The organism is Burkholderia sp. BCC0097 (assembly GCF_902832985.1).
Lineage (GTDB): Bacteria > Pseudomonadota > Gammaproteobacteria > Burkholderiales > Burkholderiaceae > Burkholderia > Burkholderia orbicola.
In genome coordinates this window covers 249,321-276,291 of record NZ_CADFDM010000011.1, presented here as the reverse complement: position 1 = coordinate 276,291, position 26,971 = coordinate 249,321, and the positions used below count along the sequence as shown (strand labels likewise).

Here is a 26,971-nt window from a genome sequence, read left to right as displayed (position 1 = left end):
GGGGGGAGCGGCCGCCCGTCGTTGCGTAGTCTTTGCGCACGGCTTGAATCGGCGCGCATGTCGCGCGCTCCCGCCAGCCGCGCTGCTTCCCCGCTTCACCCGGCCGGGCTCGATCCCGTCCGGTCCACGACGATCCTGGAGACTTCGATGAAGATGAAACTGGCCGCGCTCGCGGCGCTTGCCGGCTGTTCGGCGCTCGCGCAGGCGCAATCCTCCGTCACGCTGTACGGCGTGATCGACACGGGGCTGCTGTACCAGAGCACGTCGGCCGCGTCGTTCAGCCCCAGCGCGCCGAACACCGGCAAGGTGTTTCGCATGAAAGACGGCGGCATCTATTCGAGCTTCTGGGGCATCCGGGGCAGCGAGGACATCGGCGGCGGCTACAAGATCAACTTCAAGCTGCAGGGCTCGTTCGACAGCGGTACCGGCAAGCTGCAACTGAGCGACACGCCGGGCGCCGTCGCGATCTTCAACCAGGTCGCGTCGCTCGGTGTGTCGGGCCCGTTCGGCACGTTCACGGCCGGCCGCCAGATCGTGCCGATGATCTACGCGATGGCCGACACCGACGTGCGCAATGCGCAGTTCTTCGGCAGCGTGCTGACCGCGTGGCTCGGCCTGAACACGGCGGCCGGCTGGCCGGGGACGAGCACCAACGGCGCGATCGGCGCGCTGTACGACAGCAATGCGCTCGTCTACCAGTCGCCGACCTTCGCGGGTGCGTCGATCGCGCTCGAATACGCGCCGGGCGGCGTCGCCGGGCAGTTCCAGGGCGGCACGCGCGAATCGGTCGTGCTCAGGTATGCGAACGGCGGGTTGAACCTGTCGGCCGTCTACTACAACGGTCACGATACGAATCCGGCGCCCGGCGTCGCGCCGACCGGCGTCGACAACAATCGCTTCGTCTACGCCGGCGCGAAATATACGATCCACGATTTCTCGGTGTCGGCGTCGTACGGCAACGGCAGGAATCCGTCGCATGCGGACAAGGTGAACCTCGACATGCTGTCGGCCGGCGTCGGCTATCGCTTCACGCCCGCGTTGCAGGTCACCTCCGCCGTGTACTACCTGAAGGATCGCAACCGTTCCGAAAACCGCTCGACGGCGGCCGTGCTCGCGGCCGATTACAGCCTGTCGAAGCGGACGATGGTGTATGCGCAGGTCGGCCACGTGAACAACCGCGGCACGATGGACCAGATGCTCGTGTACGGGCAACCGGTCGCGCCGGGCGTCGGCACGACGGCCGCGATGGTCGGGCTGCGGCACAACTTCTGACGATGCCGTGCGGTGTGGCGCGGCGCGATGCGCGCTCGGCGGCGCTCGAGTGCGACGCGCGGTCGCCGTCTGCAGCGATCGCGGGGATCGGCTACAGTGGGCGTCTTCGGCGCGCCCCGCTCGCCGGTCGATGCGTTCGTCCCGTTCCTGCCGCCGTGTCGGGGGCGGTCGGCGACGCGCGGCGGGCTGGCGGGGCGCGGATTCTCCACGTTGACGAGCGAACCTCCATGCCCGATCTGTCCGCCTTCCCGATCACGCAAAAGTGGCCGGCCCAGCACCCCGACCGTCTCCAGCTCTACTCGCTGCCGACGCCGAACGGCGTCAAGGTGTCGATCATGCTCGAGGAAACCGGCCTGCCGTACGAGCCGCACCTCGTGCGCTTCGACACGAACGACCAGTTCTCGCCCGAATTCCTGTCGCTGAACCCGAACAACAAGATCCCCGCGATCATCGATCCGAACGGCCCGGACGGCCAGCCGCTGCCGCTGTTCGAATCGGGTGCGATCCTGATCTATCTCGCGGACAAGACGGGCCAGTTGATCCCGAAGGATCTCGCGGGCCGCTACGAGACGATCCAGTGGGTGATGTTCCAGATGGGCGGGATCGGGCCGATGTTCGGCCAGCTCGGCTTCTTCCACAAGTTCGCCGGCCGCGATTATGAGGACAAGCGCCCGCGCGATCGTTATGTCGACGAGTCGAAGCGCCTGCTCGGCGTGCTCGACGCGCATCTCGCGAACCGCCAGTGGGTGATGGGCGATACCTACACGATCGCCGATATCGCGATCTTCCCGTGGGTGCGTAACCTGGTCGGCTTCTATGAGGCGGGCGATCTGGTGGGGTTCGGCGAATTCCGGAACGTCAAGCGGGTGCTTGATGCGTTCGTTGAGCGGCCGGCTGTCGCGCGGGGGCTTAATATTCCGGCGCGGGGTTGAGTGACCGGGCGGCAGCGGGCATGCCGTCCGCGACCCGCTCGAGTCAGGCCCACCGCAATGCGCGGTGGGCATTTTTTTGGTTCATCGAGGATTACCGGGGAACGCCGGGAAGACTGTCGGTGTTCGGCCATTTTGAGACATTCGACAAAGTTGCTGGGATCCCAGACAATCGGACCGGCCCAATCTCGTTGTGGGGGGGAAGGTGTCACTGCAGATCGATAACGAAAGCTACATGAGTCGGCTGAGAAAAAAGGTTGGAAGCGATCTGATTTTGAGTCCGTCCGTTGCAGCTGTGATTCACGACCATGAAGGCAAATTGCTGCTTCAGGAGAAGTCGTCTGGAGAGGCGTGGAGTCTTCCCGCTGGTGGAGTTGAACTGGGCGAAAGCCCGCAAGAGGCCATCTTCCGCGAGGTCATGGAGGAAACCGGATATGCAATCCGCATTCACGGCATTCTCGGCGTGTTTGGCGGACGACTGTTTCGATACACGTATCCAAGTGGCGACCGCGTCGAATACGTAGTAACTCTGTTCCAATGCAAAATCATTGATGGCTCAGGGATACCAAGCGATCCTGAAACCGCATCAACTCGATATTTTGGAAGGCATGACATGCCGGAACTGGCGCTCCCGTATCCGAAGGACGACTTGTTTCTCCCTTTCTAAGATCACAGCGGATGCCGTTGCGGTTTCACGTGCGGCCAGATTCGGCCAGTTTCGGTCACTCGACGGTGCGGCCGGATTTGGTGACAATCTCAGCCGTTCTGCTCGTTTGGACGCGTAGACCCGCGATGAATCTCAACGAAAGATTAGTCGAAATAGCCCGCCAGTCGTCTTGGTGTATGTCTGCGCTGTCGGCCGCACGTGCAATGGGCCTGAAATCCTGGTGCATTGGCGCAGGGGCCATTCGTAATTTGGTCTGGGACTCGCTTCACGGATATGTGACTCCGACACGCCCAGCCGACGTCGATTTGGCCTATTTCGACCCGTCCGATTTGTCGCCGATTCGCGATGCCGAAATCCAGCACAGCCTCACGGCGCAATGCCCCGAAATTCCGTGGGAGGTCACGAATCAGGCCGCTGTTCATCTCTGGTTCGAGAGCGCCTTTGGGCATCCGGTGCCCCCCTTCAGTTCACTGGCCCAAGCCGTTGCGTCGTGGCCGGAGTACACGACGACGGTAGGATTGACTTTGCTCGGTGACGGGACAATTGACGTCTGCGCACCATACGGACTCGACGACCTTTTTTCCATGGTGGTACGACGCAATCCTGCGCGTGTCAGCATTGATACCTATCTTCGGCGAATCCAGCAGAAAAGATACAAGGACCGCTGGCCCCGTGTGACCATCATCGTTTAGAAATGCCGCAGGCAGTCAAGGGGCGTGTTACCGACGGAAATCGACCATAGATAGTCAATCGACGCGAGAGGATTCCCGAATGCCCACAACAGCGTTCGTCGTTGAGGTTCCCGCAGCCGAATCAACAGTAGCCGACCTTGGAGACGGTTTGATGCTACCTCTGATCTCGGCGTGCCGGCGCATATCACGGTTCTGTTTCCCTTCATGCCGCCTGACGAAATTACGCCCGATGTCCTTCGTCAGGCGCAAAGCGCGTTGAGTGTTGTGCAACCGTTCGACTTTTTGTTGAGGAAGGTCGAGCGGTTTGCGGTCACCACTTATCTTGCTCCCGATCCGCCAGAACCGTTCGTCGTCTTGACGACTGCGTTGGTCAAGCGCTTCCCCATGTTTCGTCCCTATGGTGGCGCACACGATGGCATCGTTCCACATCTGACTGTCGCGCATGGCGATGCTGCGACAGCACATTTGGCTGCCGTCGAGCTCAAGCATCGTCTGTCTGCGCGGAACGCGATTCGGACGTGCTGTAGCTCTGTCGCTCTGCTGGAAAACTCGTCGGGTCGCTGGAGGAAGATGCACTTGATTGATCTTCCAAATGTCTACGTATAGTGCCGATCGACCGCAGTCCGGTATGGACAGTTTCATGGCACTAGGCGCCTGACCCATCTGGAGCGAATGGCAGCTTTCTAGAAAACCGACCGTCCGCTCCAGGTCGGCAAGCGACGTCCACGAAAAAATTCACCAAGAACTTATTTGCCCGGCGCGTACGTTTCGATCACGCATTCTTCAACGCGACGTCCCTTCCTCCCCTTCCGGCGATCCACCTTCCAACCCCGCCAGCAACTTCCCCAGCAGGTTCGACAACTGCGCCTGTTCCGCCGCCGACAAGGCAGCCAGCACCGCGCGCTGGTTATCGATGTGCGCAACAACCGCCTCATCGATCAGCGCGCGCCCGGCGTCGGTCAGCGCGACGAGCGTCCCGCGCCCGTCGGCCGGGTTCGGCCGCCGCTCGACCCACCCCGCCTTCTGCAGCCGGTCGATGCGCGCGGTCATCCCGCCCGACGACATCATCAGCGCGTCGTACAGCGCGGTCGGCGTCAGCGCGAACGGCGTGCCGCTGCGCCGAAGCGTCGCGAGCACGTCGAATTCGCCCGGCTGCATGCCGTAGCGCGCGAACAGCGGATTGAGACGGTCGCGCGCGATCACGAGCGCGGCTTCCTGCAGCCGCCCCATCACCACCATCGACGTTGCGTCGAGATCCGGACGCTCGGCGCGCCATTGCGCGAGCGCATGCTCGGCTCGATCCATTAACCCTCCTCGGTCCACCAGTTATCTTGACGTCGAGACAAATGAGCGTTTATCTTGATATCGAGATACTTTATCTGAAAAACGCGTGGCGCCCTGCGGGCAGCCGCGCATCGATATCGAGGGCCAGGCAATGAATCGCTTCACTTCCCCCGGATGGCGGCTCGCCGCGATCGTGCTCGTCGGGCTGAACCTGCGGCCTGCGCTCGCCGCGATCGGGCCGCTGCTCGACATGATCCAGCGCGCGACGGGTATCGGCGACAGCGCGGCCAGCCTGCTGACGACGATCCCGATTCTGCTGATGGGGCTCGGCGCGCTGAGCGCACGGCGCCTGCAGCGCATCATCGGGATCGCGGGCGGCGTGTGGCTCGGCGTGGTGTTGATCGGACTGGCCTGCGCATCGCGCGTCGGGGCGCAGCACGCATGGCTGCTGCTCGCGAGCGCATGCTGCGCGGGTGTCGGGATCGCGATGGTGCAGGCGCTGTTGCCCGGCTTCGTGAAGGCGCATTTCGCGACGCGCATCGGCGGCGCGATGGGCGTCTATTCGACGTCGATCATGGGCGGCGCGGTGCTCGCGAGCGTCGTCGCGCCGTTCGCTGCGGCGCGCTGGGGCTGGCTCGCCGCGCTCGCGGGCTGGGCGCTGCCGGCGGCGCTCGCCGCACTGGCCTGGCCGTTGGCCAGCCGGGGGGGCGACGCGCTTTCCGCCGGGCCGGTGTCGGTATCGAATGCACGGCCGTCGCGTTCGCCGCGCGCCTGGCGGCTCGCGCTGTTCTTCGGCATCGCGACGGGCGCCTACACGCTCGTGCTCGCCTGGCTGCCGCCGTATTACATGCGGCTCGGCTGGTCGCCGACCGCGGCCGGCAGCCTGCTTGGCGGCGTGACGCTCGCGGAAGTCGTCGCGGGGCTGACGATTGCCGCGACGATCGATCGCCTGCCCGATCGCCGGCCCGCGCTGCACGCGGCGATCGCGTCGCTGTTCGTCGGCTTGCTGGTGATGCTGGCCGCGCCCGACGCGCTCGCGTTGCCGGCCGCGCTGCTGCTCGGTGCGGGGATCGGCGCGCTGTTTCCGCTGTCGCTGATCGTCACGGTCGACCATGCGGCGACGCCCGCAGATGCCGCGTCGCTGACGGGGTTCGTGCAGGGTGTCGGCTATTTGATCGCCGGGTTATTCCCGTTCGCGGCCGGCATCGTGCGCCAGCATCTCGCGGATCTGGCGCCCGCGTGGATCGCGATGGCGTGCCTCTGTGTCGTGCTGTTCGCGCTCGCGGCCGGGCTTGCGCCGAAGCTGGCTCGGCACGTCGCGCGGGCCTGAGCGACACCGCGGGCCAGCGGCGCGGGCGCCTGCATGCCCGGTGTCGTCCCGGGCATGCTCGCACCAGCAATATCCTCACGGCCCGTTCAGATACCCGGCTCCACGGCGCGATGCGTTCAGCCCGCGCTCGCGTACAGCGTCGAATCCGCGAATCCTTCGGCGTCGAGCACGCGCCCGATCAGGATCAGCGCGGTGCGCTCGATCTGCGTGCCGCGCACCTTGCCGACGATGTCGGCCAGCGTGCCCGTCACGCGCTCCTCGTCGGGCCAGCTCGCGCGATAGATCACCGCCACCGGGCAATCGGCGCCGTAATGCGGCAGCACTTCGTCGACGATGCGCGCGAGATGGCGCACGCCGAGATGGATCGCGAGCGTCGCGCGATGCGCGGCGAGCGCGCCGAGCGCTTCGCCTTCCGGCATCGTCGTCTTGCCCGCGAAGCGCGTGAGGATCACCGTCTGCGCGACGCCGGGCAGCGTCAGCTCGACGCCGAGCGTCGCCGCGCACGCGGCCGTGGCCGTCACGCCCGGCACGATTTCGTATGGAATCCCGAGCGCTTTCAGGCGGCGGATCTGCTCGCCGATCGCACTGTACAGCGACGGGTCGCCCGAATGCACGCGCGCGACGTCCTGCCCTTTCGCGTGCGCGGTGGCAAGCAGCCCCACGATCGCGTCGAGGTCGAGTTCGGCCGTGTTGACGACCTGCTCCGCGCGATGACCGTCGAGCACGGCGGCCGGCACGAGGGAACCCGCATACAGGATCACCGGGCACGTGCGCACGAGGCGCTGGCCCTTCACCGTGATCAGCTCCGGGTCGCCGGGGCCCGCGCCGATGAAATACACCGTCATCGAAATTTCTCCGTCAATTCGTTGAGTGGCCGCTGCGCCGCATCAGGCGCGCGCGGCCGGATCGAGTGCGTCGATGAGTGCCGTGACCGAGTCGAAAGCACGGTCGGCATCGGGCAGCGGCGGCCGGCGCAGCATTACGACCGGCAGCCTGCGTTCGCGCGCGACGTCGAGCTTGGCCTCGGTGGCCGCGCCGCCGCTGTTCTTGCTGACGACGACATCGATGCCCGCCAGTGCGAACAACGCGCGCTCGCCGTCGAGCGTGAACGGCCCGCGCGCGGCGACGACTTGCGCACGGGCGTTGCCGGGATGCGCATCGAGGCAGCGCACGAGCCAGAACTGATGCGGCGGGATCTCATCAAGATGCGCGAGCGGCTCGCGGCCGAGCGTGAACAGCGGGCGCCTGAACGGCGCGAGCGCGGCCTCGATGCCGGCCCAGTCGTCGACCATGCGCCAGTCGTCGCCCGGTTGAGGCGTCCACGGTGCACGGCGCAGCGCCCATAAAGGCACGCCCGCGTCGCGCGTCGCCGCCGCGGCGTTCGCGCTGATTCGCGCGGCATACGGGTGCGTTGCGTCGATCACGAGGCCGATGCCGGCGCTGCGAAGATACGCGGTCAACCCGGCTGTGCCGCCGAAACCGCCGACGCGCACCTCGCAGCGCAGATCGTCGGGCGTCTTGCCGAGACCGGCGAGACTGTAGACGTGATGCGGACCGAGCACGCGCGCGATCTTCAGCGCATCGCCGGTGCCTCCGAGCAGCAGGATGCGCGGGCTCATCGCGCCGCCCCGACGAAGCGCCCCTGCCGGTCGATCGCGAACATCTCGACCGTGACCGACGGCGGCACGATGTCGCGCGCCACCCGCAGCGCATGCGCGCAGACGAGATCGCCGAGCGGCACGCCATCGGCCCGCGCCAGTTTCAACGCTTCCTGGCTCGTGTTCGCCGCGCGCATCGCGGCCTGCAGCGCATCGTTCGCGCCGGCTTCGGCCGCCCACTGCGCGAGCAGCGGCAGGTCGATGCTCGAATGGCGGCTGTGCAGGTCGAGATGCCCGGCCGCGAGCTTGCTCAGCTTGCCGAAGCCGCCGCACATCGACAGGCGCGCGACCGGCGCGCGCCGCAGGTGCTTGAGCACCGCGCCCGCGAAATCGCCCATCTCGATCAGCGCCATGTCGGGCAGATGGTAATGCGCGCGCATCGCATCCTCGCTCGCGTTGCCCGTGCAGGCGGCGATATGCGCGATGCCGTTCGCGCGCGCGACGTCGATGCCCTGATGAATCGACGCGATATAGGCCGAACACGAGAACGGCCGCACGATGCCGGTCGTGCCGAGGATCGACAGTCCGCCGATGATGCCCAGGCGCGGATTCATCGTCTTCAGCGCGAGCGCCTCGCCGCCTTCGACGCCGATCGTCACGTCGAAGCCGCCCGCGTAGCCGTGTTCGGCGGCGAGCGCTTCGAGGTGGGTGGTCATCATCTGGCGCGGCACCGGGTTGATCGCCGGTTCGCCGACCGGCAGCGTCAGCCCCGCACGCGTGACCGTGCCGACGCCCGGCCCCGCATGAAAGCGCACGCCGGGCGCCGCCGCGAGCGCGACGCGCGCGAAGATCAGCGCGCCATGCGTGACGTCCGGATCGTCGCCGGCATCCTTGATCGTGCCGGCTTCGGCGCCGTCGGCCGTGGCGCGGCAGAATTCGAGCCGCATCATCACGCGCTGCCCCTTCGGCAGCACGATCTCGACCGCGTCGTCCGCCTGGCCCGCGAGCAGCAGCCGCGCGGCCGCGAGCGACGTCGCGGTCGCGCAGCTGCCGGTCGTGTAGCCGAAGCGCAGCGGCGCGGGCTGTTCGGGGGTTTCGTCGCGCATCACGCGTCCGTTGGGTCCGACGGATTCGACGAGCCGACCGTGTCTGCCGTGTCGGGCTTGCGCACGTCGTACAGCGTGACCGGCAGCGGCTGCCGCCACGTGTCGAAGCGGCCGAGTGGTTCGGCATGCGCGAACGACACGCGCGTGAGCGTGCCGCCATGCGCATCGCGCCACGCGGCGAGCGCCATCTCGCCCTGCAGCGTGACCGCGTTCGCGATCAGCCGGCCGCCGGGCTTCAGCGAAGCCCAGCATGCGTCGAGCACGCCGGGCGCCGTCGCACCGCCGCCGATGAAGATCGCGTCGGGCTCGGCGAGCCCCGCGAGCGCATCGGGCGCACGGCCCGCGACGAGTTGCAGGCCCGGTACGCCGAGCGTATCGCGGTTGTGTTCGATGAAGCGCTGTCGCTCCGCATGCGCTTCGATCGCGATGGCCTGGCAGGATGGATGCGCGCGCATCCATTCGATGCCGATCGATCCGCTGCCGGCGCCGACATCCCACAGCAGTTCGCCTGGCGCGGGCGCGAGACGCCCGAGCGTCATCGCACGCAGGTCGCGCTTGGTGAGCTGGCCGTCGTGGCGGTACGCGTCGTCGGGCAGGCCGGGCGTGAGCGCGCGGCGCGGCGCGTCGGGGCCCGCCCGGCAATCGAGCGCGACGAGGTTGAGCGCGGCGGTTTCGTCGACGTGCCAGTCTTGCGCGAGGCCATCGATCCGTCGCTCGAGCGGGCCGCCCAGATGCTCGAACACGCTGACGCGCGTCGGCCCGAAGCCGCGGGCGGCGAGTTCGGCCGCGACGGCGGCCGGCGTGCGGCCGTCGGCGCTCAGCACGAACAGGCGCCGGCCCGGCAGCAGATGGCGCGCCAGCGTCGCGAGCGGACGCCCGACGAGCGAAACCGCGCCGACGTCCTGCAGCGCCCAGCCGAGACGCGCAGCGGCGAGCGACAGCGACGACGGCGCGGGCAGAACACGCCATTCATCGGGAGAAAGCTCGCGGGCGAGCGTCGCGCCGACGCCGAACAGCATCGGGTCGCCGCTCGCGAGCACGCACACGGGCGCGCCGCGGCGCGCGAGCAACGCCGACAGGTCGAACGGCGACGGCCATGCTTCGCGCGCGGCGCGCAGCCGCGCGGGCAGCATGTCGAGATGCCGCTTCGCACCGACCACGTGCGTCGCATCGAGCAGCGCGCGCCGCGCGTGGCGTCCGAGCCCCGCGTAACCGTCGTCGCCGATGCCCACTACCGTCAGCCACGCCGTCATGCATCCTTCCCCATCGTTCGATTTCGTACCGTTTGTTGCGATGCGCCGCCGCCCAGCCGACGCGCATCGATCCGTTTCCGTGCCGCGGCATTGGCGCCACGGACGATGCGGCCACGCCCTTGGTCAGCCGCGCGGCGTGCCGCCGATCCACATCACCATCGCCAGATACAGTCCGGCGATCGCCGCGACCAGCAGCCAGCCGAGCACCACCCACATGAGCGTCCGCCCGCCGCCTTTCCTGAACAGGTATGTTCCACCCGCCACGATCGGCACGATCAGGCCGGCGAGCCCGACATTCTTCGGCCATTCGGCGGACGGCGCAAACGGAATCAGCATGCCCGCGAGCATCATCCATGCGGGGAGACCCAGCAAGGCCAGTGCGATGCCCATGCCGAACAGCTCCGTCCTGCCGAGTTTCATCATCGCGGATACCGGCGTCGCGCCGATCGAATGTCGAGCCGCCAATCGTACCATCCGCGCAACCGCCCGCCGGTCGTTACAGCCAAGCTGCGGCACGGTTGCAGCGCACACCGCCGATGCAGGATCGCCGCGAAAATCGGGTATCCTACGGCCGTTCGTTCGCCGGTGCCCTTCGGGGCCGAAGAGGGAACACAGGGCGCACCGCGCGCCGCTGTGGCTGCCCCCGCAACTGTAGACAGCGAGCCGATCTCCTCTTCATGCCACTGGTTTCACCGGGAAGGCCGGGAGACGGCGCCGACCTGTCAGCCAGGAGACCTGCCGGCCAGAAAGTGCGTGCGTGCCAGTCGGCGTCGGGCGGGGTGTACCGATGCGTTGGCCGCGGCGCCACACAGTGTCCCGGTATCCCGTTGAATTCCGCCCCCGCTTCGATTCCTGCGTCGCCCGTCGTGCGCCCGTCGGCCTGCCCGGGGCTCGTGCGCGTGGTCGCGGCCGCCGACGGCGGGCTGTGCCGGATCAAGCTGCCGGGGGGCCGGCTCGACGCACATCAGGCACGCGCGATCGCCGCCGCCGCGCGCCGGTACGGGTCCGGCGCGATCGATGCGACCAATCGCGCGAATCTCCAGCTGCGCGGCATTCGCGACGGCGCGGCCGATGCGCTGGCGCACGCGTTGCTCGACGCAGGGCTCGGCCCGCGCGCAAGCCCCGACAACGCCACCGCCGATGCGGCCGCGCTCGCGGCGAGCGACGACGTCCGTAACGTGCTGCTGAGCCCGCTCGCCGGGCACGACCCGGCCGCGCTCGTCGATAGCCACGCGCTGGCCGTGCCGCTGCTCGACATGTTGGCGAGCGAGCCGCGCCGCGGCGAACTGTCGCCGAAATTCTCGATCCAGCTCGATGGCGGCGAAGCGGTCGCGGCGCTCGATCATCCGCACGACATCTGGCTGGCCGCGTGGCGCCGCGCCGATGGCGCGGTACGTCTCGCGGCGGGGCTGGCCGGCTGTCCGCCGGTGGCGCACGTCGACCGGCCCGCGTCGGTCGACGTGTCGATCGATCAGGGCGTCGCACTGGTTCGCGCGCTGCTGCTCGCGTTCCTCGATCTCGCGCCGGCCGACGTCACACGGATGCGCACGTTGCTGGCGACGTTCGACGAACCCACGCTGCTCGAACGCGCGCAGCACTATCTGCCCTTCCCGCTCGCAGCCGATCCGGCGCTTGCCGACTGGCGGCGCACGCGTGCCGACCCTGCGTTACGTTTCGGTGCACACCCGTCGCGCGACGCCGCGCGTTGCAGCGTCGGCGCGCAGTTCGCGCTTGGTCGGCTCGATGCGACGCAACTGGAGCGGCTCGCCGCGCTGGCCGAGGCCGACGGCGACGGCACGCTGTCGATGACGCCGTGGCAAGGCGTATTCATGCACGGCGTGCCGAACGAACGCGCGGCGGCGATGCACGTAGCACTCGCGTCGCTCGGCCTCGTGTGCGCGGCGTCCGACCCGCTCGCAACGCTCGTCGCCTGCACCGGCAGCGCAGGCTGCGCGAAAGCGCGCGCCGATACGAAACACGACGCGCTCGCGCTCGCCGCGCGCGTCGGTCGTCCGCTCGACGTGCACCTGACCGGTTGCGAGCGCCACTGCGCGCTGCCGCATCCCGCCGCGCATACGCTCGTCGCGGTGGCGCCCGCGCACTACGACCTTTACCGGCGCGACGCGGCCGCGGGCCTCGGCGCCCCGCTCGCGCGCCATCTGACGATTGACCAGGCCGCGGTCCGACTCATGGACGCGCGGCACAGCCAGGACACCACCGATGCTTGACTACATTCGCGACGGGCAGGAAATCTACCGCCAGTCGTTCGCGACGATCCGCGCCGAGGCCGACCTGTCGCAGGTTCCGCCCGATCTCGAGAAGCTCGCGGTGCGCGTGATCCACGCGTGCGGGATGGTCGACGTCGTGTACGACCTGCGCTTCTCGGCCGGCGCCGGCACGGCCGGCCGCACGGCGCTCGCGGCCGGCGCGCCGATCCTGTGCGACGCGAGGATGGTCGCCGAAGGCATCACGCGCGCGCGGCTGCCCGCGGCCAACCGCGTGATCTGCACGCTCGGCGAGCCGGAAGTGCCCGACCTCGCCCGACACCTCGGCAACACGCGTTCGGCCGCCGCGCTCGAACTGTGGCGCCCGCATCTCGCGGGCAGCGTCGTCGTGATCGGCAATGCGCCGACCGCGCTGTTCCACCTGCTCGACATGATCGACGCCGGCGCGCCGCGGCCCGCGCTGATCCTCGGTTTCCCGGTCGGCTTCATCGGCGCGGCCGAATCGAAGGCGATGCTCGACGCCGACAGCCGCGGCGTGCCATACGTCGCGCTGCTCGGCCGGCGCGGCGGCAGTGCGATGGCCGCCGCCGCGGTCAATGCGCTTGCGACGGAGGTCGAATGACGACCGCGCGCGGACGGCTGTTCGGGGTGGGCGTCGGCCCCGGCGATCCCGAGCTGATGACGATCAAGGCGCTGCGCGTGCTGCAGGCGGCGCCCGTGGTCGCGTATTTCGTCGCGAAGGGCAAGAAAGGCAACGCGTACGGCATCGTCGAAGCGCACCTGCTCGACGGGCAGACGCAACTGCCGCTGGTCTACCCGGTGACGACCGAGGCGCTGCCGCCGCCGCTGTGCTACGAGACGGTGATCGCCGATTTCTACGACACCGCGGCCGAGATCGTCGCGGCGCACCTCGATGCAGGCCGCGACGTCGCGGTGATCTGCGAAGGCGATCCGTTCTTCTACGGCTCGTACATGTACCTGCACGACCGCCTCGCGCCGCGCTACGACACCGAGGTGATCCCCGGCGTGTGCGCGATGCTCGGCGGCACGGCCGTGCTCGGCCAGCCGCTCGTCTATCGCAACCAGAGCCTGTCGGTGCTGTCGGGCGTGCTGCCAGAGCACGAACTGCGCGAGCGGCTCGCGCGGGCCGACGCGGCCGTCGTGATGAAGCTCGGCCGCAATTTCGACAAGGTGCGGCGCGTGCTGGACGCACTCGGGCTCGCGAAGCGCGCGCTGTACGTCGAGCGCGCGACGATGGCGAACCAGCGCATCGTGCCGCTCGACGAGGTCGATCCGATGGCGTCGCCGTATTTCTCGCTGCTCGTCGTGCCGGGGGAAAAATGGCAAGGATGACGACCCCGCCCGCGATCGTGATTCTCGGCGCAGGCGCGCTCGATACCGCGCGGCGCATCCAGGCGCGTTACCCGGGCGCCCGGGTGCACGGTCTCGCGTCGCGCGTCGATGCCGATGTGCCGTTCGACGAACTGGGCGCGCACCTGCGCGAACTCTATGCGCGCGGCCTGCCGATCGTCGCGCTGTGCGCGGCCGGCATCGTGATCCGCTGCCTCGCGCCCGCGCTCGCCGACAAGGGCGTCGAGCCCCCGGTGCTCGCGGTCGCGGAGGACGGCTCGGCCGTCGTGCCGCTGCTCGGCGGGCTGACGGGCGTCAACGTGATCGCGCGCGAAATCGCCGAATGCGTCGGCGTCGCGCCGGCGATCACGACGAGCGGCGAACTGCGCTTCGGCGCGTGCGTGCTCAATCCGCCGGAAGGCTATGCGCTCGCTGATCTCGCGCAGGGCAAGCGCTTCGTGTCCGACCTGCTCGCGGGCGCGTCGACGCGCGTCGACGGCGCGGCGCCGTGGCTCGACGACGTCGCGCTGCCGCGCGATGCCAAGGCCGCGCACGCGATTCGCGTGACGCCCGATGCGTGGCGCGGCGCGCACGACGAGCTTGTGATTCATCCGCGCAGCGTGGTGGTCGGTGTTGCCGCGGGTGCCGTGCATGCAGGCGAAGCGCTTGCTGCGCGCATCGACACCATGCTCGACGCCCAGGGCCTCACGCGGCTGGCGCTCGCGGCCATCGTCGCGCCGGCGTCGGCAATCGGCGAACCCGTGCTGGAAGAAGCGGCGAACACGCTGAACGTGCCGCTGCGTTTCGTCGATGGCGATCGCGATCCCGATCGCGACACGCCCGTGGACGCCGCCACGCTGCTCGGCCGCGCATTACGCGTCGCCCACACGCTGCGTGAAGAATCGAACGGCCTCGCATGCGCAATCGCATCCCATCCGGTCGATCCAGCCACGCTCGGCCGCGCGCGCGGCCGCCTGACGGTGCTCGGTCTCGGCCCGGGCGGCGCCGCGTGGCTCACGCCGGCCGCGCGCGCGGCGCTCGCGGACGCGACCGACATCCTCGGCTATACGACTTACGTGAACATGGCCGGCCCGTTTCGGGCGGACCAGCGCGTGCACGGCACCGATAATCGCGAGGAAATGCAGCGCGCGCGCCACGCGTTCGAACTGGCGGCCGAGGGGCGGCGCGTCGCGGTCGTGTCGTCGGGCGACCCCGGCGTATTCGCGATGGCCGCGGCCGTGCTCGAAGCGCTCGACGAAGCGCGCGACCCGCAATGGGCCGCGGTCGACCTGCGCGTGGAGCCCGGCATCTCGGCGTCGCTCGCCACGGCCGCGCAGGCCGGCGCGCCGCTCGGCCACGATTTCTGCGCGATCTCGCTGTCGGACAACCTGAAGCCGTGGGACGTGATCGAGACGCGCCTGCGACACGCGGCGCAAGCCGATCTCGTGATGGCGTTCTACAACCCGATTTCGCGCGCGCGGCCGTGGCAGCTCGACCGTGCGCTCGACATCGTGCGCGCGCATCGCGCGGCCGATACGGTGGTCGTGCTCGGCCGCGACATCGGGCGGCCGGGCGCGACGCTCACGACGACGACCCTCGGCGCGCTGCGCGGCGACCAGGTCGACATGCGCACGATGGTGATCGTGGGCTCGTCGACCACGCGGCGCTTCTCGATCAGCAACGCACGCGAATGGGTCTATACGCCGCGCTGGTATCGCTGAACGCCGCGGTGCCCGCCGCGTTGCGCATACCGCATCCGGCGGCGTTCGCACGAATGTGAATGGTGAATGCGCATGCGTGCGAGCGAGCGAGCCGTTCATCGGCATGCCCGCGCGTCGCCGGTTCGCTGGAACCGGTCCATCCGCGCCGCGTCGTGCGATCGATCGGAAAAAGTGCCCGCCCGGCGTTTCGATATTCGACCGAATCGGCAAGTTCGTTACGTATCGGGAATCGAATAACAAAAAGAAGAACACCTAAGTTTCCTATTCGACGCGAATCCTCCAAGATAGGCACGCCGCCGCCGGGGCACGTGCCCGCCTCATCGGCGGCGATACGCAGGCCAGCGTATCCCTCTTCCACTTGGAGAACACAGAATGAACAACAATGTGTTGCCGCGTTTCGTTCCGCGTGCGTTTGCCGCGGGTTGTCTGCTCGCGATGGCGAGCGTGTCGCACGGCGCCGGCGTGTATGCACCCTATGTCGACGTGACGCTCTATCCGACACCGTTGGTCGATCAGATCGGCGTGCGCCAGGGCATCCAGCAGTTCACGCTCGCGTTCGTGGTCGCGGGCAACGGCTGCGTGCCGTCGTGGGGCGGCGTGCAGCCGATCGGCAACGGCGCGAGCGGCGGGCTGCTGACCGCGCTGTCCACGTCGATCGCGAGCTACCGCGCGAAAGGCGGCGAAGTCGCCGTGTCGTTCGGCGGCGCGAACGGCACGCCGCTGATGCAGGCGTGCTCGACGGTCCCCGCGCTGAAGACCGCGTACCAGACGGTGATCGACACGTACGGCCTCACGCATATCGACTTCGACATCGAGGGCGCGTCGCAGCAGGACACGGCGGCGGTCGCGCGCAACTTCCAGGCGGTCGCGCAACTGCAGGCCGATTACGCGGCTAAGGGCAAGCCTCTGCACGTGACCCTGACGCTGCCGACGATGCCGACCGGGCTCACGCAGGACGGCGTGAACGTCGTCAACGCGGCCATCGCGAACAAGGCCACGTTCGATGCGGTGAACGTGATGGCGATGGACTACGGCCCCGCGAACATCGACATGGGCGCCGCCGCGATCAGCGCCGCGCAGGCGCTCTACTCGCAGCTCGACACGGCGTTCAAGTCGGCTGGCCAGCCGAAGACCAACGCGCAGCTGTGGCAGATGGTCGGCGTCACGCCGATGATCGGCGTGAACGACGTGCAAGGCGAAACGTTCACGCTCGCGAATGCGCAGACCGTGCTGAACGCGGCCGTCGCGAACGGCTACGGGTTCTTCGGCAACTGGTCGGTCGGCCGCGATCAGGCGTGCCCGTCCGGTGGCACGTATGCGTCGCCGACCTGCTCGGGCGTCGCGCAGCAGCCGTACGCGTTCGCGGCGATCTTCAGGAAGCTCGACGGCAAGTGGGGCGCGGGCGTCACGCAGGACCCGAACTACGGCGGCGGCTCGGACGGCGGTACGCCGCAGCCGGGCGCACCGTGGGCGGCCGGCCAGGTCTATACGGCCGGCGCGACGGTCACCTACCAGGGCACGACGTATCAGGCGCAGTGGTGGACGCAGGGCGACGTGCCCGGCCAGGCGGCCGTATGGAAGCCGGTCGGCGGCGGCACGCCCGCGTGGTCGGCGACGACCGCCTATCAGGGCGGCACCTGTGTGACGTATCAGGGCGCGAAATATTGCGCGAAATGGTGGACGCAGGGCGACAACCCGAGCGCGGGCGGCGTGTGGGTGAAGTCGTGACGGTGCGACACGCTCGCGCGTGACGCGCGGCGGGCCGTGTTCGGCGTGGCAGCATCGCACGCCGGCGACGGCCCGCCGACGGCGCCGTCGCGCGCCGCTGCCCTACCCGCGCGCGTGCTCGGCCAGCAGCCGTGCCTTCGCGTCGACGAGCAGCGCCGCGTGCTTGTCGCGATGCTGGCGAATCCGCTCGGTCGGCCCGACGACCGACAGCCCGTACCAGTCGCCGTCGAGCGTCAGCGCCACCGCGATCGCCGACAGCTCGGGCGCGCTCTCGCCGAAGTTCTCGGCCCAGCCGAGTTCGCGAAACCGCGCGGTCTGCGCGACGAGCGCCGCCAGGTCGGCCACCGTCGCATCGGTGAAGCGTTCGAACGGCAGTTGCGCGCCGAGCGCCTGCTGCATATCGTTCGCGAGTTCCGCGAAGATCGCCTTGCCGATCGAGTTCGCGTGCAGCGGGCGCAGCTCGCCCGGCTGGCGCGTATAGCGAATCGCCTGCTCCGATTCGACGACGTCGAGATACGTGACCGACACACCCTGGATCTTGCCGAGCACGGCGGTTTCGCGGCTCGCGTCGCGCAGCGCGACGAGGTGCGGATGCACGATTTCGACGACCGGATCGGTCGCGTCGATCGCGGCGGCCACCGTCTGCAGGCGCCGCGTCGGGTAGTAGCCGCCGCGCTTGCGCACTTCGTACAGGTAGCCGCGGCTCACGAGCGTGCGCGCCATCGCGAGGCAGCTCGACGCCGGCACGTTGAGCAGGCGCGCGAGTTCGGTGAGCGGCAGCGGCCGCCGTTCGGCGGCGAACAGCTCGAACAGGTCGAGCGTGCGGGCAACGAGTTTGACGTCCATGACGAGCGCTTGATTCGGAACGGGAAACCGCGCGCCGGGCGGGCCGCCGGGTCGCTACGGTCAGTACGACTTCGGCAGCCCGAGCACCTTCTCCGCGATGTAGCACAGGATCAGTTGCGGACTCACGGGCGCGAGCCTCGGAATCATACACTCGCGCAGATAGCGCTCGACATGATATTCCTTCGCGTACCCCATCCCGCCGTGCGTCGCGATCGCCGTCTGGCAGGCCTGGAACGCGGCTTCCGCGCCGAGGTATTTCGCCGCGTTCGCCTCCGCGCCGCACGATTGGCCCGCGTCGTAGCGCGTCGCGGCCTTCATCACCATCAGCCACGCGGCCTCGAGCTGCATCCACGCCTGCGCGAGCGGATGCTGGATCGACTGGTTCTGCCCGATCGGGCGACCGAACACCACGCGCTCGCACGCATACTGTGTCGCGCGGCGCAGCGCGGCTTGCCCAAGGCCGATCGCCTCCGCGGCGATCAGGATGCGTTCGGGATTCAGCCCGTGCAGCAGATAGCGGAAGCCGTCGCCTTCGTTGCCGATCAGGTCGTCGCGCGACACGCACAGGTTGTCGATGAACAGCATGTTCGAATCGACCGCCTTGCGGCCCATCTTCTCGATCTCGCGCACCTCGACGCGTGAACGGTCGAGGTCGGTATAGAACAGGCTCAGCCCGTCGGTCGGCTTCGCGACCTGGTCGAGCGGCGTCGTGCGCGCGATGATCAGCATCTTGTTCGCCACCTGCGCGGTCGAGATCCAGATCTTGCGCCCGCTCAGCACGTAGTGATCGCCGTCGCGGCGCGCCTGCGTGCTCAGGTGCGTGGTGTCGAGCCCGGCGTCGGGTTCCGTCACCGCGAAGCACGCCTTGTCGCGCCCGGCGATCAGCGGCGGCAGGAAGCGCGCCTTCTGCGCGTCGTTGCCGAACACCTGCACCGGGTTCAGCCCGAAGATGTTCATGTGGACGGCCGATGCGCCGGACAAGCCGGCGCCCGATGCGCTGATCGTGCGCATCATCAGCGCCGCCTCGGTCATCCCGAGCCCGGCGCCGCCGTAGGCCGGGTCCATCGCGATGCCGAGCCAGCCGGCCTCGGCGAGCGCCGCGTGGAAATCGGCCGGAAACCCGCCCGCGCGATCGCGTTCGAGCCAGTAGTCGTCGCCGAAGCACGCGCAGATTTTCTCGATCGCGCTTTCGATCGCGCGCTGGTCGTCGGTCAGGTCGAACTGCATGGATTGCTCTCCCGGAAAAAGCCGAGCGGTCGCGCCGCTCTCAAGAAAACGCCAGGCGGCGCCACGGTTTTCGCTTCGACCGACGGTCCTTTGCGGGATTGCGCGCTGGAAGCATCGGCACGAAGCGGCAGGTCTCGGGCGCTCACAACGGAAACACGCCGACGATCACCGCGGCGAAGACCATCAGCACGGTGGCGGCGAACAGGAACGGAATCGTGAATTTCTGGTGCTCGGCGAGCTCGACGCCGGTCAGCCCGACGATCAGGAACGTCGCGGGCGTGAGCGGGCTCACCGGAAAGCCGGTCGTCATCTGGCCGAGCAGCGTGGCCTGCGCCATCTGGATCGTCGGCACGCCGAGCAGCTTGCCGCTCTCCGCGAGCACCGGCAGCACGCCGAAGTAGAACGAATCGGGATCGAACAGCAGGCTGAGCGGCATCGACAGCAGCCCGAGCACGAACGGCATGTGGCGCGCATGCTCGATGGGCACGTGCGCGACGACGACCTCGGCCATCGCCTTCAGCATCCCGGTGCCGGACATGATGCCGGTGAACGCGCCGGCCGCGAGCAGCACGCTCGCCATCATCAGCGCGGCCTTCGCATGCGCGTCGATCCGTTCGCGCTGCGCCTGCACGTCCGGGTAATTGATCACGAGCGCGGCGACCGTGCCGAGCATGAACATGACCATCGGGTCGACGATGCCCGACACCAGTGTGACGAGCACGACGAGCGTAAGCGCGACGTTGATCCCGAAGCGGCCCGGACGGCGCAACGCGCGTTCGGCGTCGGTCAGCTCGCGCGGCGCGATCGCGAGCGAGGCCGCGCCGGCGCGGTCGAGCCCGAGCCGTTTCGCCTCGCGCACGCCGAGCACCCAGGCGGTGCCGAACACGAACGCGAGCCCGACGATCTGCACCGGAATCATCGGCGTGAAGATCGCCGAGCCGGGAATGTGCAGCGCGGCCGACGCGCGCAGCATCGGCCCGACCCATGGCAGGAAGTTGACGCCGGCCGCCATCGACGCGACGCACGCGAGAATGCGGCGATCCATCCCGAGCCGCGTATAGAGCGGCATCATCGCGGGCAGCGTGACGAGAAACGTGACCGCGCCCGAGCCGTCGAGATGGATCAGCAGCGCGAGCAGCGCCGAGCCCATCACGATGCGCGGCGGATGGCAGCCGATCACGCGCAGCACGCCGGCGATGATCGGATCGAGCATCCCCGCATCGGTGAGGATACCGAAGAATAGAATCGCAAAAACGAACATCCCGGCGATCGGGCCGATGTTCTGTACCCCGTGCACGACGAACTTGCCGGTCTGCAGCCCGAAACCGGCCGCGAGCGACGCGGCCACCGGCACGACGATCAGCGCGACGAGCGGCGACAGCCGCTTCGTGATGATCAGGCCGAACAGCGCGACGATGGCGGCCGCGCCGATCCATGCGAGCATGATGCGTCTCCTCTTCAGCCGGTGTGCATCGAGAGGCGAGTCGATGCGCGGGCCGGCGTGATGTCCGAATGAGGGTGTGCGCGGCGCGCGTGGCCATGCGCCGCGATGCGGCACGGCCGGCGGCCGCGATGCCGGTCAGGTCCGGCTGCCGTCGTTGCCGTCGTTGCCTTCGTCGTCCGCGAACACCTGCGCCGCATGTTCGTTCAGCCCGGGCGGCGGCCGCCGATACGTGGCCGGCGTGCGGCCGAGCTTGATCGGCGACGCGATGCCGCGATGCCGGCCCAGCTCGACCTTCATCCGCCGATGCGCGACATGCGGGTGGTCGAGCGCCGCGTCGAGCGCGAGCACGGGCGCGCACGGCACGCCACGGCGCATCAGGTGCTCGGCGAGCGTCGCGCCGTCGTGCGCGGCCAGCGCCGTTTCGAGCAGCGCGCGCAGCGCGGCGCGGTGCTGGCTGCGCGCGCGGTTGTCCGCGAAACGCGGATCGTCGAGCCAGTCGCGCGTGCCGAGCACGTCGCACAGCGCCGCGAACTGCCCGTTGTTGCCGACTGCCAGAAAGATGTCGACGCCCGCGGTCGGAAAGCTGTCGTACGGCGTGATGTTCGGATGCGCGTTGCCGGTGCGCACGGGCGCGTTGCCCGAATGGAAGAAGTTCGGCGTATGCGGATGCAGGATCGACAGCGCGCAGTCGAACAGCGTCGATTCGACGAACTGGCCGCGCCCGCTCGCATCGCGTTCGCGCAGCGCCATCAGCACGCCGAGCGCCGCGTTCAGCCCCGTGACGAGATCGACGATCGGCACGCCGACGCGCAGCGGCGCGCCACCGGCTTCGCCATTGACGCTCATCAGCCCCGCGAGCGCTTGCACGGCCGCGTCATAGCCCGGCAGTCCGCCGAGCGGGCCGTCCGCGCCGAAACCCGACACGCGGCAATAGACGAGGCGCGGAAACCGCGCATGCAGCGCGTCGAAGCCGAGCCCCCAGCGCTCCATCGTGCCGATCTTGAAGTTCTCGACGAGCGCGTCCGCGTGTTCGAGCAGCCCGAGCAGCCGCTCGCGATCGGCCGGCTGAGTCAGGTCGAGCGCGATGCCGAGCTTGTTGCGGTTCACGCCGAGGAAGTACGACGCGGTGTCGCCGTCGAACGGCGGGCCCCACGTGCGCGTCTCGTCGCCGGACGGCGGTTCGACCTTGATCACCTCCGCGCCGTGATCGGCGAGGATCTGGGTCGCGTACGGGCCGCCCAGCACGCGCGACAGATCGATGATGCGCAATCCCGCCAGCGCGCCCTGCTGCTCGTGTTCCGCCATGCGTCTCGCTCCTGGTTCCGGTTGATCGGACTGTTGGTTCCGGCGGCTCGGCGCTTGTACGCGGCTTCCCGGACTCGACGAATAATTCTTGTGGGTGAATTTATATTCACACTGGGGAATTGTGTTGTCAAGCCCGGACGGACCCGGCTGCCGCGTGGAGAACGTCGTCGCGCGCAAGTGGGGACGACACCGAACGCGGGCCGGTTGCGGTCGCGCCCCGCCGTTCGCTAAGCTGGCGGGCAAGGTTCATCCCCTTCAATGACAAGGCGAAATATTCATGAAACGGTTGTGGCTGGCGGCCTTCGTACTCGCATCGACGCTGGGCGTCGCGCACGCGCAAAAACAGACTTTCCACTTCGGTGAAGGGCAAACCGGGGTATCGGGCGCGGCGCCGCACGCTGCCGCGCCCACCGCCCGGCCCGCGCCCGCGCGCCGGCACGTCACCGCGCCGTCGCCGCATCACCGGCGTGCCGTTCACAAGCGCCGTCATTCGCGCCACGCGAAGCCGGCGCGCAGCGGGATCTATACGCACGCGTGAGCCGTCGTCCGTGGCACGACCGCGGTGCACGGAACTGTCACGAACGGCCGGTAACATCGGCGCGGCGGCCTGCATGCCGTCGCCGTCTGCTGCCGGCCCCCGCATGGCCGGCGCAGGTTTTTCTCCACGATTGAGCACCTGTTTTGCCGAACATGAGCACCGGGCCGGATACCCTCGCCGTCATCAAGGAACGCGCCACGATCGTGTGCCGCCAGCGCAGCAGCGTGCTGCTGGTCGCGCGCGCCGCGGCGCGCTGGTCGCTGCCCGGCGGCACGATCCGGCGCGGCGAGACGCCGCTCGAAGCCGCGCAGCGGGAGCTCGCCGAGGAAACGCGGCTGGAGGGGCTCGCGCTCGACTATGCGGTGCAGTTCGGCGGCCTGACGAAGCTGCATCACGTGTTCGTGGCCGACGTGCCGGCCCACCTGACGCCGCGCGCGAGCAACGAGATCGCCCGCTGCAAGTGGTTCACCGTCGACCGGCTCGACACGCTGCGGGCCAGCGTGCCGACGCGCAAGATCATCGAGCTGCTGCGGCTCGACGGTTTTTCTGCGTTCGTGAGCGGGCCACTGCGCTGAGATCGATGCCGGCTCGGGCCCCGACCGCGACGATTACGCGCGCAGGAACGGGCCGGCCTTGCGTTCGAGCAGCGCGACAAGCTCGGGTTGCATGAACGCATAGCGGTCGGGGATACCGAGGCAGACGATCTTCCGGTGCTTCAGATGCGCACCGAATTGCGCCGACAGTCGCGCCTGGTGCGCGCGCTCCATCACGAACACGATGTCCGCCCAGGCGAGTTGCTCGGCGGAGAGCCGCACATCCGCGTCGGGCGCGAGGCCCGCGGAGTCCGTTTCGATACCGGGCCATGCGGCGAACACCGCTTCGGCCGTCGGGCTGCGCAGCCGGTTGCGGCTGCAGACGAACAGTGCCCGTGTCATGTCGCTGCGCGGCCGCCGAGGAGCCGGCTCACCCTTGCGGAATCGTGCCCGGCCGCACGTACGCGAGCATGTGCGGCACGTAATCGGCCTTGCCGAGTTCGACGCCGTGATGGCGCAGGATCGCGTACGCGGCGATCGCATGGAAATAGAACTGCGGCAGCGCCCAGTCGCGCGCGTACTGTTCGCCCGTCATGTCGAACGCGGTTCCGTTCAGCAGGTCGAGCGAGATCGGCAGCGTTGCGCCGCCATCGAGCGCATCGGGTGCGAGTTCGCCGAGAAAGGCGAGCGTGCCGGCGATCATCGCCTGCGCGTCGGCCGGCGAGCCGGGTTGCGCATCGGCGTTCCAGCCCGCCTCGCGCAACGCGAGCAATGCCGCCGGCAGCGGTTCGCCACGCAGCCGATGGACCGGCTCCATCGCCTGGAAACACGAGAAGCGCACCTGGGCGGCGAGCGGATACATGTCGGGCGCGAGCCTCAGCGTCATCGTCGCGGCGGGTTCGTCGCCCGCGGCCTGCCGGTGGGCGACCGCCTTGTCGAGCCACGCGGACTGTGCGCGCAACATCTGGGTATAGGTCGGAACGAGAAGTTGGGTGGGTGACACGCATGCGCTCCTGTGTTGGGGTTCTCGCCCCACGATAGCAGCGTCGGCGCGAACCTGCATCCTGATCGAGGTAGCGGCTTGAACGATGACGGGCTCGCCTGAAGACCGTGCCGCTTGTTTTTGCTGCGCAACATGAGCGACGCAGACCCGGCGGCCATCCCTTCCAGCCGTGTCGACGCCGGAACCGCGCGAAAGAGGCTGGCGCGGCCTCGTAGCGGCATCTCCGACTATGTCGCACGCATCGCGGACAACGCCAGCGAAACGCGCGCGACCACGCCGGACCAGTCCGTTTCCGTTACCGCCTGCCTGAACAGCGTAACGACGCCCGGATACCACACGGAAGTCGTGCCCGCGCCGCTCCAGCGCCAGTCCGTGCCCACGTTCGACAGCAGAATCCACGCGGGCTTGCCGAGCGCCGCGCTCAGGTGCATCACGGCGGTATCGACGCCGATGACGAGATCGAGCCGCGCGACGATCGCGGCGACGTCGGCGAAATCGGTGGTCCGGTTGCCCAGATTGACGATGAAGCGATCGCCGATTCCGGCGCGCAGATCGGCTTCGTTCGCGCCCTTCTGAAGACTGACGAACGTGACGCCGTCGATGTCCCACAGCGGCGCGAGCGTCTGCAGGCCGGGCAGCGAGCGCACGCGGTCGTTCGCGTGACCGGGATTGCCTTGCCACACCAGGCCGACGCGCAGGCGCCCTTTGGGCATCAGCCGGTCCCATTTCGACGCCGCATGCCGAGGCGCGTGCAGATAAGGCAGCGTGGCCGGAATGGACGCCGGCGATTCCCGCAGATTGACGGGAATACTCCACACGTAGGTCCAGAAATCGTGACGCGGGCAGGCGGCCGGATCGAACCTGTCGCGCGCCACGACGGCATCCGCTTCGGGGAGGGGCGCGAACAGCCGCTGCGTCGCGGCCGAGCACACCAGCGTGATCCGTTTCGCCCCGAGCATCCGGAGTTTTTTGACATAGCGGACCAGCTGGATCTGGTCGCCGTGCCCCTGTTCCGGCCAGATCAGCAGCGACGCGCCGTCGATCGGCTCGCCCTGCCACTGCGGGAACGATACGGCGGGCGCGTCGGAAAATGCACCGTTGAGATCGGGGGCGTGACGCGCTTCGAAGAGCGGCAACCCCGCGATCCAGTCGTTCCGGTGCAGCAGCACATTCGCCAGATTGAGCCGGTATTCGGCACGCCCGGGCTTGAGCGCCAGCGCATGCCGATAGGCCGCTTCGGCTTCGTCGTAGCGGCCCAGGTCCTTCAACACCAGGCCGAGCGCGTTCAGCGCTGCGTGATCACCCGGCGCCTGCTCGACGGCGATCCGGATCGCCCGTTCCGCGTCTTCCAGACGATGCCTGGACCGCAACAGCATGCCGAGATTGAGGTGCGCCTGACCGTGGCCCGGTGCTTTCGAAACGGCACGCACGAACGCTCGTTCGGCGTCGGCATCCCGCCCGCTCGACTGATAGAGCACGCCCAGGTTGTTGTCGATATCGGCCGACCGGGGCGCCGCGTGCGCTGCCCGCTCGAGGCACGCCTCGGCGGCGACGAGGTTACCGAGCTTCAAATGGCACACGCCCGCGAGGTTCAGCAATTCACCGTGATCGCCGTGCTGCGCGAGGAGCGCCTCCGCCGCGTGGATCGCGGCGTCGAATCGGCCCTGTGCATAGTGTTCCCTGACCGGCGTGACGGCCGCATCGTCCATCGGAAGAGTGTCGCGGTGGGGTTGCATGGACGGAATGATCGGCGCGGTCGGCGCAACGCGCAACGTCGGCGAAATCGGGCGTTAGCGCGGGGCGTGCCGCGCGAGGAACCGGTCGAGCTGCGACGCGAACGTCTTGCCGTCGCGCGCGCTGAACGGCGCCGGGCCGCCCGTATCGATACCGGCGCTGCGCAACTGGTCCATCATCGCGCGCGTCGACAGGCGTTCCTCGATGTTCTCGCGGCTGAACCAGTTGCCGCGCGGGTCGAGCGCGTGCGCGCCCTTGTCGAGCACGGCGGCGGCCAGCGGGATGTCGGCGGTGATCACGAGATCGCCGGGCTCCGCCAGCTCGACGATGCGCGCGTCGGCCACGTCGAAGCCGGCCGGCACCTGCACGGCCTTAATGAACGGCGACGGCGGCGTGCGCAGAAACTGGTTCGCGACCAGCGTCACGCAGATTTCGGCACGACGCGCGGCGCGGAACAGCATGTCCTTGATGACGGCGGGACACGCGTCGGCATCGACCAGTACTTGCATGGCGGGGGTTTCCAGTGGGCAGAAGCAGAAACGGCGATCATAGCGCACCGCCGGCCGGCCATCAGCCGGCGAGATCCGTGCGAAGCGCGTCGGCCGTCACCCACTGCGCGCCCCACGCCGCGGCGAGCCGCGCACCCTGCCCGATCCGCACGGCCGCATCGTCGAAGTCGACGAACACGACGTGATCGGCCGCCGCGGGTTTGGCCGGCATCTCGCGCGTGCGCCCGTCGGACAGCACCCACAGCCAGCGCGCCTTGCCGGGCTCGCGCCGCGCCGCGCGGGCGAGCAGCTGCGCGGCGGCCGCGATGCCGTCCGCGAGCGGCGTGCCGCCGCCGCCGTCGACCGGCTCGAGCCAGCGCGCATTCCACCAGCGCGGCACGGCCGGGCCGAAGCGCCGCGCGGCGCCTTGGCCGCCGAAGCAAATCAGCGCGGTTTCGATCCGCTCACGCGCGGCCTGATCGAAATAGGCGACGATCAGCCCCTTCGCGAGCGCGAGCCGCTCATGCGACAACATCGAGGCCGAACAGTCGAGCACGAAGCAATGCAACGCACGCGGCGTGCCCGCGCGTTTGCCGTAGCGCAGATGCTCGCGATGCAGCGGGCCGCCGCGTTTCGCGGCGAGCGTCGCCGGCCACGCGACGCTCGTGCCGGCGCGCACCGTGCCCGGCACGCGCGCG

General features: G+C 68.9%; 28 protein-coding genes and 1 riboswitch. Of the genes, 13 read left to right on the top strand and 15 right to left on the bottom strand.

Translation table 11 applies throughout. The features are described from left to right. The first annotated feature begins 147 nt into the window (after positions 1-147). The 5 genes from HWX07_RS31770 to HWX07_RS31750 all read left to right on the top strand — a co-directional run bounded on the left by HWX07_RS31770 (position 148) and on the right by HWX07_RS31750 (position 4,166). On the top strand, positions 148-1,272 hold the full coding sequence (locus tag HWX07_RS31770; RefSeq protein WP_175879008.1) for a porin: 1,125 nt from the start codon (positions 148-150) through the stop codon (positions 1,270-1,272). Positions 1,273-1,499: 227 nt separating this feature from the next. After that, positions 1,500-2,204 carry a glutathione S-transferase N-terminal domain-containing protein gene (locus HWX07_RS31765; RefSeq protein ID WP_175879007.1) on the top strand — a complete coding sequence of 235 codons (705 nt, stop codon included), beginning with the start codon at positions 1,500-1,502 and terminating at the stop codon, positions 2,202-2,204. Between the two features lie 202 nt (positions 2,205-2,406). Then, positions 2,407-2,868, top strand: coding sequence for an NUDIX domain-containing protein (locus HWX07_RS31760; RefSeq protein ID WP_244130058.1), 462 nt, complete (start codon positions 2,407-2,409; stop codon positions 2,866-2,868). Positions 2,869-2,993: 125 nt separating this feature from the next. Next, on the top strand, positions 2,994-3,560 hold the full coding sequence (locus tag HWX07_RS31755; RefSeq protein ID WP_175879006.1) for a nucleotidyltransferase family protein: 567 nt from the start codon (positions 2,994-2,996) through the stop codon (positions 3,558-3,560). Between the two features lie 171 nt (positions 3,561-3,731). Beyond that, on the top strand, positions 3,732-4,166 hold the full coding sequence (locus HWX07_RS31750) for a 2'-5' RNA ligase family protein (RefSeq protein WP_347879195.1): 435 nt from the start codon (positions 3,732-3,734) through the stop codon (positions 4,164-4,166). A gap of 177 nt (positions 4,167-4,343) precedes the next feature. Here HWX07_RS31750 and HWX07_RS31745 read toward each other — a convergent pair whose 3' ends face one another. After that, positions 4,344-4,865: a MarR family transcriptional regulator gene (locus HWX07_RS31745; protein WP_175879005.1), complete on the bottom strand. Its 522-nt coding sequence runs from the start codon at positions 4,863-4,865 to the stop codon at positions 4,344-4,346. Positions 4,866-4,995: 130 nt separating this feature from the next. Between HWX07_RS31745 and HWX07_RS31740 the strand changes: the two genes are divergently transcribed. Further along, on the top strand, positions 4,996-6,174 hold the full coding sequence (locus HWX07_RS31740) for an MFS transporter (protein WP_175879004.1): 1,179 nt from the start codon (positions 4,996-4,998) through the stop codon (positions 6,172-6,174). Between the two features lie 116 nt (positions 6,175-6,290). Here the strand turns inward: HWX07_RS31740 and cobM are convergent, their stop codons facing one another. From cobM to HWX07_RS31715, 5 genes are all read right to left on the bottom strand, one after another. Then, positions 6,291-7,019 carry a precorrin-4 C(11)-methyltransferase gene (gene cobM, locus HWX07_RS31735; RefSeq protein WP_175879003.1) on the bottom strand — a complete coding sequence of 243 codons (729 nt, stop codon included), beginning with the start codon at positions 7,017-7,019 and terminating at the stop codon, positions 6,291-6,293. Positions 7,020-7,061: 42 nt separating this feature from the next. Further along, complete coding sequence (locus tag HWX07_RS31730; RefSeq protein WP_175879002.1) at positions 7,062-7,793, bottom strand: cobalt-precorrin-6A reductase; 732 nt, start codon at positions 7,791-7,793, stop codon at positions 7,062-7,064. Further along, on the bottom strand, positions 7,790-8,878 hold the full coding sequence (locus HWX07_RS31725; RefSeq protein WP_175879001.1) for a cobalt-precorrin-5B (C(1))-methyltransferase: 1,089 nt from the start codon (positions 8,876-8,878) through the stop codon (positions 7,790-7,792). Before HWX07_RS31725 ends, HWX07_RS31730 begins: the two co-directional genes overlap by 4 nt. Beyond that, positions 8,878-10,131, bottom strand: coding sequence for a precorrin-6y C5,15-methyltransferase (decarboxylating) subunit CbiE (gene cbiE / locus HWX07_RS31720; protein WP_175879000.1), 1,254 nt, complete (start codon positions 10,129-10,131; stop codon positions 8,878-8,880). The genes HWX07_RS31725 and cbiE overlap by 1 nt, the downstream gene beginning before the upstream one ends. Before the next feature lie 123 nt (positions 10,132-10,254). Further along, the gene (locus HWX07_RS31715; protein ID WP_175878999.1) at positions 10,255-10,647 is read right to left on the bottom strand and encodes a hypothetical protein; all 393 of its coding nucleotides are present in this window, start codon (positions 10,645-10,647) and stop codon (positions 10,255-10,257) included. A 50-nt stretch (positions 10,648-10,697) separates the two neighbouring features. After that, positions 10,698-10,889, top strand: a riboswitch (cobalamin riboswitch). 108 nt (positions 10,890-10,997) lie between these two features. On the opposite strand from HWX07_RS31715, the gene cobG reads away from it, so the two are divergent. From cobG to HWX07_RS31690, 5 genes are all read left to right on the top strand, one after another. Continuing rightward, entirely contained in the window at positions 10,998-12,359 is a 1,362-nt protein-coding gene (gene cobG / locus HWX07_RS31710; RefSeq protein WP_279612798.1) for a precorrin-3B synthase, read from the top strand. Then, on the top strand, positions 12,352-12,978 hold the full coding sequence (locus HWX07_RS31705) for a precorrin-8X methylmutase (protein WP_175878997.1): 627 nt from the start codon (positions 12,352-12,354) through the stop codon (positions 12,976-12,978). The genes cobG and HWX07_RS31705 overlap by 8 nt, the downstream gene beginning before the upstream one ends. Then, positions 12,975-13,709 (top strand): precorrin-2 C(20)-methyltransferase, encoded by a 735-nt coding sequence (locus HWX07_RS31700; RefSeq protein ID WP_175878996.1) that lies wholly within the window; start codon positions 12,975-12,977, stop codon positions 13,707-13,709. The genes HWX07_RS31705 and HWX07_RS31700 overlap by 4 nt, the downstream gene beginning before the upstream one ends. Next, positions 13,706-15,427 (top strand): precorrin-3B C(17)-methyltransferase, encoded by a 1,722-nt coding sequence (gene cobJ, locus HWX07_RS31695; protein WP_175878995.1) that lies wholly within the window; start codon positions 13,706-13,708, stop codon positions 15,425-15,427. The genes HWX07_RS31700 and cobJ overlap by 4 nt, the downstream gene beginning before the upstream one ends. Before the next feature lie 372 nt (positions 15,428-15,799). After that, positions 15,800-17,155, top strand: a complete 1,356-nt coding sequence (locus HWX07_RS31690) for a chitinase (RefSeq protein WP_175878994.1) — start codon at positions 15,800-15,802, stop codon at positions 17,153-17,155. 102 nt (positions 17,156-17,257) lie between these two features. Here the strand turns inward: HWX07_RS31690 and HWX07_RS31685 are convergent, their stop codons facing one another. The 4 genes from HWX07_RS31685 to HWX07_RS31670 form a co-directional block, all read right to left on the bottom strand. Beyond that, on the bottom strand, positions 17,258-18,001 hold the full coding sequence (locus HWX07_RS31685; protein WP_175878993.1) for an IclR family transcriptional regulator: 744 nt from the start codon (positions 17,999-18,001) through the stop codon (positions 17,258-17,260). A 60-nt stretch (positions 18,002-18,061) separates the two neighbouring features. Next, the gene (locus tag HWX07_RS31680) at positions 18,062-19,228 is read right to left on the bottom strand and encodes an acyl-CoA dehydrogenase family protein (RefSeq protein WP_175878992.1); all 1,167 of its coding nucleotides are present in this window, start codon (positions 19,226-19,228) and stop codon (positions 18,062-18,064) included. 142 nt (positions 19,229-19,370) lie between these two features. Next, positions 19,371-20,672, bottom strand: a complete 1,302-nt coding sequence (locus HWX07_RS31675; RefSeq protein ID WP_175878991.1) for a citrate:proton symporter — start codon at positions 20,670-20,672, stop codon at positions 19,371-19,373. Positions 20,673-20,807: 135 nt separating this feature from the next. Continuing rightward, a complete protein-coding gene (locus HWX07_RS31670; protein WP_175878990.1) occupies positions 20,808-21,977 on the bottom strand; it encodes a CoA transferase in 1,170 nt (389 codons plus the stop codon). A gap of 277 nt (positions 21,978-22,254) precedes the next feature. Here HWX07_RS31670 and HWX07_RS31665 point away from each other — a divergent pair, with 277 nt between their 5' ends. Then, positions 22,255-22,515 carry a hypothetical protein gene (locus tag HWX07_RS31665; protein ID WP_011545400.1) on the top strand — a complete coding sequence of 87 codons (261 nt, stop codon included), beginning with the start codon at positions 22,255-22,257 and terminating at the stop codon, positions 22,513-22,515. 152 nt (positions 22,516-22,667) lie between these two features. Further along, entirely contained in the window at positions 22,668-23,090 is a 423-nt protein-coding gene (locus tag HWX07_RS31660; RefSeq protein ID WP_175878989.1) for an NUDIX domain-containing protein, read from the top strand. 33 nt (positions 23,091-23,123) lie between these two features. Here HWX07_RS31660 and HWX07_RS31655 read toward each other — a convergent pair whose 3' ends face one another. The 5 genes from HWX07_RS31655 to HWX07_RS31635 form a co-directional block, all read right to left on the bottom strand. Further along, positions 23,124-23,450 carry a low molecular weight protein tyrosine phosphatase family protein gene (locus HWX07_RS31655; RefSeq protein WP_175878988.1) on the bottom strand — a complete coding sequence of 109 codons (327 nt, stop codon included), beginning with the start codon at positions 23,448-23,450 and terminating at the stop codon, positions 23,124-23,126. A 28-nt stretch (positions 23,451-23,478) separates the two neighbouring features. Then, the gene (locus tag HWX07_RS31650; protein ID WP_175878987.1) at positions 23,479-24,111 is read right to left on the bottom strand and encodes a DUF1993 domain-containing protein; all 633 of its coding nucleotides are present in this window, start codon (positions 24,109-24,111) and stop codon (positions 23,479-23,481) included. 167 nt (positions 24,112-24,278) lie between these two features. Beyond that, positions 24,279-25,787, bottom strand: a complete 1,509-nt coding sequence (locus tag HWX07_RS31645) for a tetratricopeptide repeat-containing glycosyltransferase family protein (RefSeq protein WP_175878986.1) — start codon at positions 25,785-25,787, stop codon at positions 24,279-24,281. A gap of 54 nt (positions 25,788-25,841) precedes the next feature. Beyond that, positions 25,842-26,294 carry a YaiI/YqxD family protein gene (locus HWX07_RS31640; protein WP_011545395.1) on the bottom strand — a complete coding sequence of 151 codons (453 nt, stop codon included), beginning with the start codon at positions 26,292-26,294 and terminating at the stop codon, positions 25,842-25,844. Positions 26,295-26,355: 61 nt separating this feature from the next. Next, a complete protein-coding gene (locus tag HWX07_RS31635; protein WP_175878985.1) occupies positions 26,356-26,964 on the bottom strand; it encodes a magnesium chelatase in 609 nt (202 codons plus the stop codon). Positions 26,965-26,971: the final 7 nt, after the last annotated feature.

Bases quoted from the DNA above. Each gene is read 5' to 3' on its own strand.
- HWX07_RS31685 (WP_175878993.1), bottom strand. From the start codon at position 18,001: ATGGACGTCAAACTCGTTGCCCGCACGCTCGACCTGTTCGAGCTGTTC.
- HWX07_RS31645 (WP_175878986.1), bottom strand. From the start codon at position 25,787: ATGCAACCCCACCGCGACACTCTTCCGATGGACGATGCGGCCGTCACG.
- HWX07_RS31655 (WP_175878988.1), bottom strand. From the start codon at position 23,450: ATGACACGGGCACTGTTCGTCTGCAGCCGCAACCGGCTGCGCAGCCCG.
- HWX07_RS31705 (WP_175878997.1), top strand. From the start codon at position 12,352: ATGCTTGACTACATTCGCGACGGGCAGGAAATCTACCGCCAGTCGTTC.
- HWX07_RS31700 (WP_175878996.1), top strand. From the start codon at position 12,975: ATGACGACCGCGCGCGGACGGCTGTTCGGGGTGGGCGTCGGCCCCGGC.
- cobM (WP_175879003.1), bottom strand. From the start codon at position 7,019: ATGACGGTGTATTTCATCGGCGCGGGCCCCGGCGACCCGGAGCTGATC.
- HWX07_RS31680 (WP_175878992.1), bottom strand. From the start codon at position 19,228: ATGCAGTTCGACCTGACCGACGACCAGCGCGCGATCGAAAGCGCGATC.
- cobJ (WP_175878995.1), top strand. From the start codon at position 13,706: ATGACGACCCCGCCCGCGATCGTGATTCTCGGCGCAGGCGCGCTCGAT.
- HWX07_RS31725 (WP_175879001.1), bottom strand. From the start codon at position 8,878: ATGCGCGACGAAACCCCCGAACAGCCCGCGCCGCTGCGCTTCGGCTAC.
- HWX07_RS31730 (WP_175879002.1), bottom strand. From the start codon at position 7,793: ATGAGCCCGCGCATCCTGCTGCTCGGAGGCACCGGCGATGCGCTGAAG.
- HWX07_RS31770 (WP_175879008.1), top strand. From the start codon at position 148: ATGAAGATGAAACTGGCCGCGCTCGCGGCGCTTGCCGGCTGTTCGGCG.
- HWX07_RS31650 (WP_175878987.1), bottom strand. From the start codon at position 24,111: ATGCAGGTTCGCGCCGACGCTGCTATCGTGGGGCGAGAACCCCAACAC.
- HWX07_RS31640 (WP_011545395.1), bottom strand. From the start codon at position 26,294: ATGCAAGTACTGGTCGATGCCGACGCGTGTCCCGCCGTCATCAAGGAC.
- cbiE (WP_175879000.1), bottom strand. From the start codon at position 10,131: ATGACGGCGTGGCTGACGGTAGTGGGCATCGGCGACGACGGTTACGCG.
- HWX07_RS31670 (WP_175878990.1), bottom strand. From the start codon at position 21,977: ATGGCGGAACACGAGCAGCAGGGCGCGCTGGCGGGATTGCGCATCATC.
- HWX07_RS31690 (WP_175878994.1), top strand. From the start codon at position 15,800: ATGAACAACAATGTGTTGCCGCGTTTCGTTCCGCGTGCGTTTGCCGCG.
- HWX07_RS31660 (WP_175878989.1), top strand. From the start codon at position 22,668: ATGAGCACCGGGCCGGATACCCTCGCCGTCATCAAGGAACGCGCCACG.
- HWX07_RS31740 (WP_175879004.1), top strand. From the start codon at position 4,996: ATGAATCGCTTCACTTCCCCCGGATGGCGGCTCGCCGCGATCGTGCTC.
- HWX07_RS31765 (WP_175879007.1), top strand. From the start codon at position 1,500: ATGCCCGATCTGTCCGCCTTCCCGATCACGCAAAAGTGGCCGGCCCAG.
- HWX07_RS31675 (WP_175878991.1), bottom strand. From the start codon at position 20,672: ATGCTCGCATGGATCGGCGCGGCCGCCATCGTCGCGCTGTTCGGCCTG.
- HWX07_RS31755 (WP_175879006.1), top strand. From the start codon at position 2,994: ATGAATCTCAACGAAAGATTAGTCGAAATAGCCCGCCAGTCGTCTTGG.
- HWX07_RS31665 (WP_011545400.1), top strand. From the start codon at position 22,255: ATGAAACGGTTGTGGCTGGCGGCCTTCGTACTCGCATCGACGCTGGGC.
- HWX07_RS31745 (WP_175879005.1), bottom strand. From the start codon at position 4,865: ATGGATCGAGCCGAGCATGCGCTCGCGCAATGGCGCGCCGAGCGTCCG.